This is a genomic window from Erythrobacter sp. THAF29, assembly GCF_009363635.1.
GTDB lineage: Bacteria > Pseudomonadota > Alphaproteobacteria > Sphingomonadales > Sphingomonadaceae > Erythrobacter.
Genome location: NZ_CP045392.1, coordinates 1,193,186 through 1,206,692, shown reverse-complemented (window position 1 = coordinate 1,206,692; position 13,507 = coordinate 1,193,186). Strand labels below are relative to the sequence as shown.

Genomic DNA, 13,507 nt, shown 5'->3' with positions numbered 1-13,507 from the left:
CATCTCGCTCATGCACTCCGGTGTGATTCAATCGCATCGGCAAGGCCAGCAGCCCAGCGCGTGATATCCCCCGCGCCGAGGCACACCACTATGTCTCCGGGCGCAGTTTCCTTGGCGAGTGTTGCCGCAAGGTCGTTCTGGTCGGAAACTGTCGCTGCCGATCGGTGGCCGCGGGACTTCAAGCCTGCAACGAGCGCTTCGGAGTCCACCCCTTCGATTGGATCTTCGCCCGCTTCGTAGACGGGCGTGACGAAGACGAGATCGGCATCGTTGAAGCAGGTCTGGAAGTCGTCCATCAAATCGCTCAAACGCGTATATCGGTGCGGCTGCGCGACGGCGATCACGCGGCCACCGATATCGGTGGCATCGACCTGTTCGCGGGCTGCGGCGAGCACGGCTTTGATCTCGACCGGGTGGTGCGCGTAGTCGTCGATAATCGTGGCAGCGCCGGTGTCGAAGGGCACGGTGCCGACCTTTGTGAAACGTCGACGCACACCTCCGAAGCTGCCGAAGCCGTTGCAGATCACCTCGTCCGCACACCCCATCTCGACCGCAACCGCAATCGCTGCAAGTGCATTCTGGACGTTGTGTCTGCCGGGCATCGGCAGGTGAACGCCTTCGATCCGGCGGTCTTCTTCGCCGCGCTGGCGCACGATAACGTCGAAGGTGCTGCCGCCGTCATGCGGACGTACATTGACCCCGCAGATATCGGCCTGAAGCGAGAAGCCGTAGGTGATAACCTTGCGATCGCGCACTTTCCCGATCACCGCCTGCACTTCGGGATGGTCGACGCACAGGATCGCCGCGCCATAGAACGGCACGTTGTGAATGAACTCGACGAAGGCCCTCTTCACGCCTTCGAAGTCGCCGTAATGATCGAGATGCTCGGGATCGATATTGGTCACGACCGCGATCGTTCCGTCCAGCCGAAGAAAGCTTCCATCGCTCTCGTCAGCCTCGACTACCATCCAGTCGCTGTCGCCCAATCGTGCATTCGATCCGTATTGCTCAATTATTCCGCCATTGATGACCGTCGGGTCGATACCGCCCTGGTCGAGCAGGCTGGCGATCATGCTGGTCGTCGTCGTCTTGCCGTGCGTGCCTGCAACAGCGACGGTCGACTTCAATCGCATGAGCTCGGCGAGCATCTCGGCGCGGCGCACCACTGGGATGCGGTTTTCCAGCGCATAGGCGACCTCGGGATTGGTCCGGCGCACCGCGGTGGATGTCACCACGACCGATGCGCCTTCGACGTTCTCGCTTGCATGACCAATCGCGATCTTGATCCCGCGCGAGCGCAGGCGTTCGACCACCGGACTCTCTTTGATATCGCTGCCTTGCACCGAGTAACCAAGGTTATCCATCACCTCGGCAATGCCGGACATGCCGATCCCGCCAATGCCGACGAAATGGATCGTACCTATGTCGGTGGGAACGCCTTTCATGCAGCGCGATCCTTCGCCGCGATATCTTTGCTGGCACCCTGTCCTGCCGGTACGCCTTGCGAAGCACCGCGGGCATTGTTGCCGCCTACCTTCACGACATCCATCAGGTCGATCCCCGACATGCTCTCGACAAGATCGGCGAGGTCTTTTGCAGCCTTTGGACGGCCGCAATTCCAGGCGCCATGGGCGGCGTTGGCCAGGCTGGCCGGGTTCTGGGCCATAGCCTGAATCTGCTTGGCGAGCTCCTTGGGCTCGAACCTATCCTGCCGGATCATTCGCGCGCCGCCAGCCTTCACGATTTCGCGGGTGTTGGCCGCCTGGTGATCGTCGGTCGCGATCGGAAGGGGCACGAGGATCGCAGGGCGTCCGACGGCGGTCAATTCGGCTATTGTCGATGCTCCTGCGCGACCGATAAACAGATGAGTGTCCGCCAGCCTCTCATTCATATCCTCGAAATAGGTGCCAAGCTCTGCAGGGATGTCGTGGCGCGCATAGCGTTCGCGCACGCGGTCGACATCCTCGCTGCGGCATTGCTGGGTTACCTGCAATCGTTCGCGCAATCCCTGGGGCAGCATTGCAAGGCCATCGGGGACGACGTCGGAAAGGACGCTGGCACCCTGGCTGCCGCCGGTAATGAGGACACGCAAAAGGCCGTCTTCGGTAAACGGCGGGAATTCTTCGTCGCGCAGCGCGAGCACTTCCTCACGCACCGGATTGCCGACGAGGTGGACCTTCTCGACGAACTTGGGCTTCAGCCGCTCGACATCGGGATACGAGGTCGCGATTGCATCGACCCGGCCGGCAAGCAGGCGATTGACGCGGCCCAGCACGGCATTTTGTTCGTGCACGAGGCTGGGAATTTTGGCCGATGTCGCGGCGAGCAAGGCAGGCAGTGCGGGATAGCCTCCAAAGCCGACCACCGCGCTCGGTTCGAAGCTCTCGAACAGGCGCAGCGCCATGTTGCGCCCTTCGAGAACTGCGCGAACGCCCTTGATCCACTGCAGCGGATTCTTGCCGAACCGGCCTGCGGGAAGGACATGCGCGGTGAGACTGTCTGGCTTGCCCGGAATGTTTGCTCCGCGCTCGTCGGTGATGAGCGCTACGTGGTGCCCGCGCGCCTCAAGCTCTCTTGCCAGCGCAAAGGCCGGGATAAGGTGGCCGCCCGTGCCTCCGGCAGCAAGGACGAAGTGGCGGCTTGCGCCGGTTCTCACTTCACTGTTCATGGCCGCGCCTCCCCTGTGTTTGACTTTGAGCGCTCGAATACGTCCTTCAGGCCCGAGCTTTCGCGTTCGAGGAACGGGTTACGCCGGGTGATTGCCAGCAGCAGCCCCACCGTGAAGCACACCGCCAGCGTCGACGATCCGCCGTAGCTGACGAGCGGCAAGGTCATTCCCTTTGACGGGAAAAGCTGCAGGTTCACCAGGATATTGATGAACGCCTGCCCCCCGATCTGGGCAACCAGCCCCGCTCCTGCAAGCAGCGCGAAAAGATTGTCTTCGTCGATGAGCCGCATCAGCGCCCTGCCGACGATAGCAAGATAGAGCAACACAATGAGACCGCAGGTTAACAGTCCGAATTCTTCACCAATGACCGAGAAGATGTAGTCGGTATGCGCTTCGGGCAGGTTCATCTTGCGAATGCCGAGCCACAGCCCGCTGCCGGTCCAGCCCCCCGCAAGCAGCGTTCGCTGGGCGAGGTCTACCTGATCGAAGGCGGTGCCTCCGCCAAGGAAGCTGTCGATACGGTAACGCGCATTGTCATAGAGAAAATAGGCGGCGGTAAGCGAAATAAGGCCGCCGCCGATGAGCAGACCGATCCGTTGGATCGAGACGCCCGCAAGCAGGACGAGCACGAACCATATTCCTCCGAACAGGATCGCAGCGCCGAGGTTCGGCTGGAGCATCAGCAGCCCGCCGATCAGCGCCATGATCGCGGTTGCGAAGGTGAGCACCGGCAGGTTCTGGTCGCGCAGCCGCCAGCTCAAAATCCATGCGAGCACGATTGCAAAACCGGGCTTCAGGAACTCGGAGGGCTGCAAAGACATACCGAATTCGAGCCAACGCTTCGCGCCATTCTTCTCCACCCCGATGAGCGGAACAAGGAACAGCAGGAAGAGGAACCCGGCAAAGGCGACAATGCCGAGCCGCCGCGCGCTGTCGCGGTCAAGCATCGACACGCCGATCATTCCGATAATCCCGGCCATCTGGAACATCAGGTGCTGCCGGAGATAATAGAATTCACCGACCTCGATCCCGCGCCGTGCCAGCTGTTCGGAGGCGGCCGGCGCGGCTGCTGCCACGGCGACCGTTCCGAGCGCCATGAGCGCGAGGACAAGGAACAACAGACCCTTGTCGATCTCTCGCCACCAGACGCGGACGTGCTCGCGCCACTTACGCGCCACGGGTGATGGCTGTTGAAGCGCGTTATCGCCGTGCGAAGGTGCGTATGCGCCAGGTCCGCTCATAAGGACGGATCCCTGCCGGGCACGGACGCCGCGAATTCCGATGGAAAGCAATCGTCGCGCTCTGTGATCACACCGACGAGCTGGCGGAAATGCTCGCCGCGCTTCTCGTAATCACGGAATTGATCGAAGCTCGCGCAGGCCGGCGAAAATAGAACCACGTCGCCGGGTCTTGCGGCTTCACGCGCGCGGCCCACCGCCTCGCTTACCAGTTCGCAGCGTTCGACTTGGGGAATTCTTCCTTCGAGTAGCTCGGCAAAACGCGGCCCAGCCTCGCCTACGGTATAGGCTGCCGCCACGTTGTCGAGATGCGCCTCGCACTCGCCGAGCCCGTCCTCTTTTGCAAGCCCGCCGACGATCCAGTGGATACGCGGCGCACCGCCATGGATTTCGGGCGAAGGGGGATATGCAGCGAGTGCAGGCGCAGTGGAGGCGGGGTTGGTCGCCTTGCTGTCGTTGAGGAACAGGACACCTTCATCCTCGCACACCGTCTCCATCCTGTGCGGCAAGTTGCGAAAGCGCGGCAGTGCATGGCGCCACTGCGCTTCGGTCACACCCAGTTCTTCGACCAACGCCACGGCAACCGCGACATTCTCGAGATTATGCGGACCTTGAAGGGTTGGCCACTCCCCTTGCATAGGGGCAAAGCGATCGAGATTAGCGGGGACGACGCGGCCCTCGGGACGGCGGGCCTGCTCCGCCCGCATGATCGCGCCAGCCGGCTCGGCGGTAGAGCCGAATACCGCGAACTGTCCCGTCCCCTGCATCGCGAACAGACGACCTTTTGAGAACGCATAGTCCTCAAAACCGTCATAGCGGTCAAGGTGGTCGGGCGTGATGTTCGTGAGCGCCGCCGCCTCGCAGGCAAGCGAACGAGTGAGGTCGATCTGGTAGCTCGACAATTCGAGCACGTAGATGCCAACGCCATTCTCATTGGGCTCAAGCGGTTCGCGACCGAGGATAGGCTCCCCGATATTGCCGCCCATGACCGAGGGTATGCCCGCCATTTCAAGGATGTGGTGGACCAGGGCCGTGGTGGTCGATTTGCCGTTGGTACCGGTGATACCGACAACCTTGTGCCCGGGCACATCGCCGCGCGCGAGCGCGAAGAGTTCGATATCGCCGATTACCGGCACGCCGAATTTCTCTGCATGCGGCTTTATCGGATGGGTGTTGAGCGGGACGCCGGGCGAGACAACCACACCGGAAAAGCCTGACAGGTCTATCTCGAGCGGATCGGCAAGCCTGCATCGCCGCTCGAATGGCTCCCGTGCGATATCCTGCCGATCCCAGGCAGTCACCTCGGCGCCGCTTGCCATCAACGCCTCAACACTCGCCGCGCCGGAGCGCGCGAGGCCGAGGACGGCATAGCGTTTTCCGGCAAAGGCTTTCGACGTGATCACTTGGGGCTGTTCCGTTACCTCAGCTTGAGCGTTGCAAGGCCCATCAGCGCGAGCACGATCGAGATGATCCAGAAACGGATCACGACCGTGCTTTCGCTCCAGCCCAGTTGTTCGAAATGGTGGTGAATCGGAGCCATGCGGAACACCCGTCGGCCAGTCCGTTTGAACCAGAAAACCTGGATGATGACCGATACTGCTTCGAGCACGAACAGCCCCCCCACGATGGCGAGTACGACTTCGTGGTGACTGGCAACTGCGATCGCGCCGAGCGCTCCCCCCAGAGCCAGCGAACCGGTGTCGCCCATGAACACCGCCGCGGGCGGCGCGTTGAACCAAAGGAAGGCAAGGCCCGCCCCCATGATCGCGGCCGCGAACACGGCCAGCTCGCCCGCACCCGGGACGTGGGGGATGCCGAGGTAATCGGAATAGTCCACGCGTCCGACGAGGTAGGCGATCAATGCAAAGGTTCCGGCAGCGATGATAACCGGCATAATCGCCAATCCATCGAGCCCATCGGTAAGGTTCACCGCGTTGCCCGCACCCACAATCACGAAGGCGGCAAAGACATAGTAAAACGGCCCAAGCGGTATCTCGACATCTGAGAAGAACGGGACGTACAGGTTGGTGTTGATCTGGCTGACGATGAGGTAGCTTGCGACGCCTGCGACGGCGAACTCGGCCAGCAGACGGACCTTGCCCGAAAGCCCTGCGTGGCTGTTCTTCGAAACCTTGTCATAATCGTCGAGAAAGCCGATCAGCCCGAAACCGAGCGTGACAGCGATGCAGGCCCATACCAGCGGGCTTCGCAAATCCATCCAAAGCAGCAGCGAAATAGTCAGCGCGACGAGGATCATCAGCCCGCCCATGGTTGGCGTGCCGCGCTTGGCGAGGTGCGTTTGCGGTCCGTCCTCGCGAATCGGCTGACCCTTGCCCTGCCTGACGCGCAGCATATTGATGAAGCGCGGACCGATAATAAGCCCGAAGACCAGCGCCGTCATCAGCGACGCGCCGAAGCGGAACGTCTGATAGCGCACGAGATTCAGGGCGCCTTCGAATCCCAGCCATTCCGCGAGAAGGTAGAGCATTCGGTTTCCTAGCCCCCGCTTACCCCGGGGCGCTCGTAAAGTGTGTCACCAGCCTGCCGAGGCCGACTGAATTGGAGCCCTTCACGAGCACGGCATCGCCGTGGGTGAGACCGAACGCTTCGAGCGCCTCAATCGCTTCGTCAGGACCTTCGCAATGCGCGAAGCCGGGGCGAATGCCAAGCGAATTGCTCCGCTGTTTCCCCAGTTCCCCCGCGAGCGCGCGCATCTCGTCGCCGACAAGGATCACGTGATCGATTTTCGCCTCAACGATCGGCTTTGCCAGCTGGCGGTGAAAATCCGGCCCGAAATCGCCGAGTTCCTTCATGCTGCCGAGCACCGCGATGCGTCTGTGCGCGGGCGTTTGCCCGAGCTGCCGCAAGGTTGCGCGCATACTGGCTGGATTGGCGTTGTAACTCTCGTCGACGAGAAGCGCTTTGCCTCCGGTGACGACGATATCGAAGCGTGCGCCGCGACCTTTCAGCCCGCCCATTTCAGCCAGTGCAAGGCCTGCCGCCGCAAGATCGCCGCCTGCTGCTCGTACTGCCGCCATGACGCCAAGCGAGTTGGTGATCCAGTGGTCGCCGGGTTCGGCCACCGAATAACATAGCCGCGTATCGCCGAGATCGGCGGTGACGAGCGATCCGCCATTGGCGCTCGGAATGGCATCGAGCAGCCGTACGTCCGCATCAGCATGGCGGCCAAAGGTCACAACCTGCACCCCGAGCCTTTCCGCATGCGAAACCATGCGCGCAGTGTGCTCGCTGTCCGCAGGGATGACCGCCGTACCGCCAGCAACAAGACCGGAGAAAATCTGCGCCTTTTCGTCTGCAATCGCTTCCATGCTGCCGAGATTTTCGATGTGGGCAGGCGCGATAGTGGTGATAAGCGCGACGTTGGGTCGAACGTGATCGGCAAGCGGTGCGATCTCTCCTGCGTGGTTCATGCCCATTTCGAACACGCCGAATTTGGCACGTGCCGGAAGCCGTGCGAGGCTGAGCGGGACACCGACATGATTGTTGTAGCTGCGGACCGACCGATGCGCAGCCCCGCGACTTGCACGGTCTAGCGCGTTGAAGATCGCCTCTTTGACCCCTGTCTTGCCGACCGAGCCCGTGACTGCGATCCGCACCGCTGGCGAGCGCTCGCGCGCGGCGCGTGCGAGATCGTGCAACGCCTTGGTCGTGTCCTCGACGAGCACGTGCGGGAAATCGACGGGGCGGTCCACAATTGCTGCGACCGCGCCCTTGGTGAAAGCAGCGGACACGAACTTGTGCCCGTCCATCGCCTCGCCCTTCAATGCGACAAAGACATCTCCGGGACGGACATCGCGAGAGTCCATTTCGACGCCCGACGCCTGGAATGCGTGGCTCGCGGTGCCGCCGGTCGCTGCCTCGATGGCTGCACTATCCCACAGGGCAATCGGCAGATCGTCGCGCGGATCGGCGGGCCATGCGCGAAGGAGGGCATGAGCGGCGTTCATGCCTTGATCTCCGCTGCGCATTCGCGCGCCACTGTCACGTCGTTGAACGGCAATACCCGCATGTTTTCTCCCGACCCAATTATCTGGCCTTCTTCGTGGCCCTTGCCTGCGATGAGGATGATATCATGTGCGCCCGCCTGCCGGATGGCGGCGGCGATGGCTTCCCGGCGGTCACCGGTCTCGACCGCATTGTCTCCAGCGCCCGATAACACATCGGCGCGGATCGCGGCGGGATCTTCCCCGCGCGGATTGTCGTCTGTGACGATCACCCGATCGGCAACACGCGAGGCGACCTCGCCCATCGTTTTACGCTTGCCGATATCACGATCTCCGCCCGCGCCGAAAACGACTGTGAGCTTGCCGCCCCGTGCCTCGTCGACATGCGGTCGAAGCGCGATGATCGCCGCTTCGAGTGCGTCTGGCGTGTGAGCGTAGTCGACATAAACCGGCGCTCCGCTCGCCGAGATAACCGCGCGTTCGAGCCGCCCACGAACCGGTTGCAGCCGAGCGACGGCGTCAAACACCTGCGACCTTTCCGCCCCCGTCACAAGCGCCAGCCCGGCTGCGACCAGCGCATTGGCGGCCTGATATTCGCCGATCAGCGGCAGCTTCACCGTCGCGCACTCTCCCTCGTGTTCAATCGTCAGAACTTGGCCCAGCTGTGTCGCCTCGCGGGCGGCGAGGCGGAGGAAATCACCTCGCTCGCCCACTGTGAGCACGCGCAATTGACGGGACCCAGAGAATCCTTGGGCGTGCTCGATGGCGCGGCGGGTCCACTCGCTATTTTCCCCGCCGCAATAGATGATGGCTGGCGCACCCGGTTCGACCACTTCGTCGAACAGGCGCATCTTGGCCGCGAAATAGTCCTCCATCGTCCCGTGGTAATCGAGATGGTCGCGGCTGAAATTGGTGAACGCGCAGGCGGTGACCGGCAGGCCCTCGTTGCGATATTGCGACAGGCCGTGGCTCGACGCCTCATAGGCAACATGGGTCACGCCTTCGCGCGCAAGCCCGCTCATGTTCGACAGGAACGTGACGATATCCGGTGTGGTGAGGCCGGTGGAGACGCTTTCGTCAGGCGTGGTGACGCCCAGCGTCCCGATGCTCGCCGCGCGTTCGCCGCACATGCGCCAGATTTGACGCGTCATCTCGACGGTCGATGTCTTGCCGTTGGTGCCGGTGACCGCAACGATCGTCTTGGGCACAGGCGTGAAGAATTGCGCCGCCAGCCGCGCAAAGGTGCGGCGCGGATTTTCGTCGGCGATGTGGAGCGCGCCCTCGACCTTCGCCTCGTGACGGGCAACGACCGCCACAGCCCCCGCTTCGATTGCGGCCGGGATGAAATCTTCCGCGTTGAACTGCGCACCCTGAAACGCGCCGAACACATTGCCCGGCGCGATCTTGCGATGATCGATGGCAAAGCCGGTGACGGTCACGTCCCCAGCCTCGATGCCCCCTATCCCGGCCTGTTCGATCAGCTTGGCAAGCTTCATTGCTTGTCTTTCTTCTCCACCAGATACCGAAGATCGGAGATATCGACGTCGCGATTGGCGTCGGGACGCACGCCCAGCATCGGTCCGATGCGCGGGACAAGCCGTCCGACGACGGGAGCTGCATTGAATGCGGCGGTCCGCTGGAACGAGCTTGCTACGGTGCCGCGCGGCTCGTCGATCATGGCGACGATCACATAGCGCGGATTGTCCATCGGGAAGGCGGCGGCGAAGGTCGAGATTATCTTGGTTTTGCTGTAGCGGCCATTGATGACTTTTTCAGCCGATCCGGTCTTCCCGCCAACGCGGTAGCCGGGCGCGTCGGCGCTGCGACCGGTACCGTAGAGCGAAATCATCCGTAGCATCTGGCGCATCCGAGCCGATGTCGATGCCTTGAACACCCTCCTGCCGCGCGGAACTTCGCTTGGGCGCAGCTTGTGCAAGGTCGCAGGACGCCAGACCCCGCCATTCACCATCGCTGCATAGGCGTTGGCAAGGTGCAGCGGCGTAACCGAAAGCGAGTGGCCGTAACCGATCACCATATTGGTGTGGCGGTTATCGGGATCGCCCGGCCATTGCGGTTTGCCGCGCGCGGGCAGTTCGATCTGCGGCCGCTTGTCCATGTTCAGATCGACCAGCAATTGCTGCATCTTCTTCGTGCCGAGTTGGTCGGCGACGCGCGCGGTCACGGTGTTGGACGAATAGATCAGCGCCTGGGGCACGTTAAGCACGTCTCCCTTCGGCTTCAGGTCGCGGATCTTGCGATTGCCGACCTCGACAGTCCGCGCGTTCCAGTTCCTGCTGAGATTGCGCACGACGCCTGCGTCGATTGCAGCGGCCACCGTAAGCGGCTTGAAGGTCGAACCCAGCTCGTAAGTGCCGTTGGTTGCGCGGTTAAAGACATTGGGAGCGCCGCCGGCGCCGACCACATTGGGGTCGAATTCGGGGAGCGAAGCCATCGCCATGATCTCGCCCGTATCGACATCAAGCACGATGCCCGCGGCACCGATTGCGTTGGTCGAAAGCATGCCCCGGCGTAGTTCGTCCTCCAGCGCGCCCTGCACGCGCACGTCGATCGACAACGCTACCGGATCACCGCGCAGTTCGGGGTCGGACAGACGCTCTTCGAGCACTTCCTCCATTCCGATTTTCCCGCCCTCAGCCTCGACGGTGTAGCCGAGCACGTGGGCGGCAAGCGAACCTTGCGGATAATGGCGGTCGGTCTCTTGCGGGAATTGAAGTGCGATCTCGCCCAGTTCAAAAACGCGGTTTGCATCCTCGGGAAGCACCCGGCGGCGCAGATATCCCGCGCGGCCCGAAGCGAGCCGCTGCGCCGTTTCGGCAACGTCCATATCGGGGAAGATCGAGGCAAGTTCGGCAGCAACTTCTTGCGGATCGCGCACGAGCGGTGAACCGCCATCGCCCATCGCGTCTGGATCGTACCACAGCGCATAAGCCGGAAAAGCTCGCGCGAGCGGCGTCCCGTTGCGGTCGGTGATTTCGCCGCGCGGCGGAAGCAATTGCTCCGACAAACTGGATTGGGTAGGCGCAGAGCCAGCAAATCCGAGGTAGAGAATGCGCAGCAGCGCCGCGACGGCCACCAGGCTGAAAATCGCAGCGACGAAAAGAACCCGGAGGCGTGCGGTCAGCAGCGACTGGAACCGGAGCTGGACGATCTGAACTCGTCCGGCAGGGATGGCAGGACCCGCACCCGCGCCGAGCGGCCTTGCCTCGGAGTCAGGAAAAGCGCGTTCGCCGAATTGCAGCCCAAATTGCGGGCTGTAGGCGTTCATTCGCGCCCCCCGGAAGCCTCTGCAGCAAAACTGGAGGCGGCATCGCTCGCCGCCGTCTGAGCGTTGGCTGCACGGATCGGAGATGCTTCGATCAGGAAATCGCCAAAGGCATCGGCGAAGACCGTCCCGGCATCGGAATCGGCTGCCGCACTGGCGAGCGTGATCGCCTCGCCAGTGATCGGCGAAACCATTTCACGCGGAGCGTCGCCCGAACTCTCGCTACTCGCGACGTCTGCACGGGCGATGCGGATCGGGCTCGGCGCGTCGGGGCCGAGAGGCTGGCCAAGGCTGGCCAGCTGACGTTCGCCCTCGAGATACTGGTCGGCGCGCGGTGCCTCGAAGCCGAATTCGACCGCGTTCCAGTTCGCAAGCTGACGCTGGCTCGCGCGCGTTTCAAACTCGGTTTCGAGCAGCTTGTTTTGCTTTTGCAGCGAGACGATCTTGCGTTCGGCAAGCAAGACCTCGCTCTTCACCGCGTGGACACGGATGCTCAGCACCACGAACAGGCCAACGCAGATAGCGAGCACTGCCATCCAGCCGAGAGAGCGCATCTGGGTACGGGTCATCATGCGGCAAACTCCCGTGCCGGAGCTGCGGTGCGGGTTGCGTACCGTAAGGTCGAGGAGCGCGCGCGCGGATTGCGCGCTATCTCGGCGTCGGACGGGCGGATAGCTTTGGAGACATTGGTGAAGACCGGATCGGGTCCGGGAACTTCGCCGGGAAGATGACGCGAGACCGCCCGGCCAGCACCGCTGGCTTCCTTGAAGAAGCGCTTGACGATACGGTCTTCGAGGCTGTGGAAACTCACAACGGCGAGAACGCCGCCCTCCTTCAACAATGCTTCGGCAGCGGAAAGGCCTGCCCTCAATTCTCCCAGCTCATCGTTCACATGAATGCGCACAGCCTGGAATGTGCGGGTCGCGGGATCTTTCTTGTCGTGCGGTTTATGGCCGAGGGCCTTGCGGACCACGCGGGCCAGCTTCCCTGTGGTTTCGAGCGGACGCGCGGCGACAATAGCGCGCGCGACCCGGCGTGACTGGCGCTCCTCGCCGTACTGGTAAAGCACATCGGCGATGGCCGCTTCGTCGGCGGTGTTAAGGAAGTCTGCTGCGCTCTCGCCCTCCTGGCTCATACGCATGTCGAGTGGGCCATCGGACGAGAACGCGAAGCCTCGCTCGCCCTGGTCGAGTTGCATCGAAGAGACACCGATATCCATCACCACCGCATCGACCTGGGGAACGCCGAGGCGCGCGAGTTCATCACGCATGCGCGAAAACCGCTCGGCATGGAGTGACAGCCGGCCTTCATATTCGTCGACCATCGCCTTGCCGTCCCGGATCGCGTTGGGATCGCGATCGAAGGCATAGACGCGCGCACCCGCATTGAGCAGCGCGCGTGAATAGCCGCCGGCACCAAAGGTTGCATCGACGATACTCATGCCGGCTCGGGGCGAGATGGCTGCAACGACTTCATCGAGGAGGACGGGTACGTGGGGGGCGGTCACTTCTTCCCCCCTTTCGCCTTGGTCTTGGCGGCTGCTTCAGTCATCAGCTTGTCGCAGGCCGCCTTCGCTCCGCGCCAGCTGTCGTCCATCCGCGCCAGCTCCACAGGATTCCAGATGAAAAAGAAATCGCCGGCGCCCTGGAAATAGAGGCCATCGCCGACCTTGCCGAGATCGCGCAGATGTTCGGGCATGACGAAGCGTCCGCTATCGTCGAACGGCAATTGCTCGAACCCGAAGAGCTGTTGCGCGCGAACATCGCGATCGAAATCGGCAAGGCCGAGACGGATGGCCCGCTCTTCCTCGTCATCGAGCTTCTTGTGGAGCTTTTCGATGCGCGAAAGACCAAAGCCGACGAGACAGTCGAATTTATCGTGACTGGCGAGGCACAGGGTCTTTGAGCCGTCGGAGCTTTCTTTTACCGCCTTGCGGAATGCAGGAGGCAGGACGAAACGACCCTTATCGCCTGCCGGCGAATAGGCCTGTCCACTATATCCTCCAAACGCCGACACGCGTCCCAATCCCCTCGTATCCCCGACCAGCCGGAAAACCGTTTTCCAGCCATTGCACCCGACACGCCCTTGCCCACGACTTCCCCGTCGCCGCCCTCGCGCAAGCGGGGGCAGCGTGCCGATTCGTACGGTCGACACGGAGCAAACAGGCATGTTTGATGGAACACGGTAATATCGGGGAAGCAGGCGGGATGGAAGGGGTTTTTGCGGGATTTCTAGGGATTACGTGGTAAACATATGATTTACATCGTATTTTCTGCACGCTCTGCGGTGCAACCTTGCGGCAGAACCCTCGGACAAGCCCCTAATTTCCCGTGAAAAACAGCAAATTCCACCG

The 13,507-nt window shown here is 62.4% G+C and carries 11 protein-coding genes; all 11 read right to left on the bottom strand.

The features are described 5' to 3' along the window. Positions 1-8 precede the first annotated feature (8 nt). The 11 genes from murC to FIU90_RS05815 are packed head-to-tail and all read right to left on the bottom strand — an operon-like array spanning position 9 to position 13,170. On the bottom strand, positions 9-1,445 hold the full coding sequence (gene murC, locus FIU90_RS05865) for a UDP-N-acetylmuramate--L-alanine ligase (protein WP_152433934.1): 1,437 nt from the start codon (positions 1,443-1,445) through the stop codon (positions 9-11). Then, the gene (gene murG / locus FIU90_RS05860) at positions 1,442-2,668 is read right to left on the bottom strand and encodes an undecaprenyldiphospho-muramoylpentapeptide beta-N-acetylglucosaminyltransferase (RefSeq protein ID WP_152433933.1); all 1,227 of its coding nucleotides are present in this window, start codon (positions 2,666-2,668) and stop codon (positions 1,442-1,444) included. Before murG ends, murC begins: the two co-directional genes overlap by 4 nt. Beyond that, complete coding sequence (locus FIU90_RS05855; protein ID WP_152433932.1) at positions 2,665-3,909, bottom strand: FtsW/RodA/SpoVE family cell cycle protein; 1,245 nt, start codon at positions 3,907-3,909, stop codon at positions 2,665-2,667. Before FIU90_RS05855 ends, murG begins: the two co-directional genes overlap by 4 nt. Then, positions 3,906-5,309 (bottom strand): UDP-N-acetylmuramoyl-L-alanine--D-glutamate ligase, encoded by a 1,404-nt coding sequence (gene murD, locus FIU90_RS05850; protein ID WP_152433931.1) that lies wholly within the window; start codon positions 5,307-5,309, stop codon positions 3,906-3,908. The genes FIU90_RS05855 and murD overlap by 4 nt, the downstream gene beginning before the upstream one ends. 14 nt (positions 5,310-5,323) lie before the next feature. Further along, positions 5,324-6,394 (bottom strand): phospho-N-acetylmuramoyl-pentapeptide-transferase, encoded by a 1,071-nt coding sequence (gene mraY, locus FIU90_RS05845; protein WP_152433930.1) that lies wholly within the window; start codon positions 6,392-6,394, stop codon positions 5,324-5,326. 19 nt (positions 6,395-6,413) lie between these two features. Further along, positions 6,414-7,874 carry a UDP-N-acetylmuramoyl-tripeptide--D-alanyl-D-alanine ligase gene (gene murF, locus FIU90_RS05840; protein ID WP_152433929.1) on the bottom strand — a complete coding sequence of 487 codons (1,461 nt, stop codon included), beginning with the start codon at positions 7,872-7,874 and terminating at the stop codon, positions 6,414-6,416. Then, a complete protein-coding gene (locus FIU90_RS05835; protein WP_152433928.1) occupies positions 7,871-9,367 on the bottom strand; it encodes a UDP-N-acetylmuramoyl-L-alanyl-D-glutamate--2,6-diaminopimelate ligase in 1,497 nt (498 codons plus the stop codon). The genes murF and FIU90_RS05835 overlap by 4 nt, the downstream gene beginning before the upstream one ends. Continuing rightward, complete coding sequence (locus FIU90_RS05830; RefSeq protein WP_152433927.1) at positions 9,364-11,157, bottom strand: penicillin-binding protein 2; 1,794 nt, start codon at positions 11,155-11,157, stop codon at positions 9,364-9,366. Before FIU90_RS05830 ends, FIU90_RS05835 begins: the two co-directional genes overlap by 4 nt. Further along, positions 11,154-11,726: a hypothetical protein gene (locus FIU90_RS05825; protein WP_152433926.1), complete on the bottom strand. Its 573-nt coding sequence runs from the start codon at positions 11,724-11,726 to the stop codon at positions 11,154-11,156. The genes FIU90_RS05830 and FIU90_RS05825 overlap by 4 nt, the downstream gene beginning before the upstream one ends. Further along, positions 11,723-12,661, bottom strand: coding sequence for a 16S rRNA (cytosine(1402)-N(4))-methyltransferase RsmH (gene rsmH / locus FIU90_RS05820; RefSeq protein WP_152433925.1), 939 nt, complete (start codon positions 12,659-12,661; stop codon positions 11,723-11,725). Before rsmH ends, FIU90_RS05825 begins: the two co-directional genes overlap by 4 nt. Then, positions 12,658-13,170, bottom strand: coding sequence for a division/cell wall cluster transcriptional repressor MraZ (locus FIU90_RS05815; protein ID WP_152433924.1), 513 nt, complete (start codon positions 13,168-13,170; stop codon positions 12,658-12,660). Before FIU90_RS05815 ends, rsmH begins: the two co-directional genes overlap by 4 nt. Between the last annotated feature and the right edge of the window lie 337 nt (positions 13,171-13,507).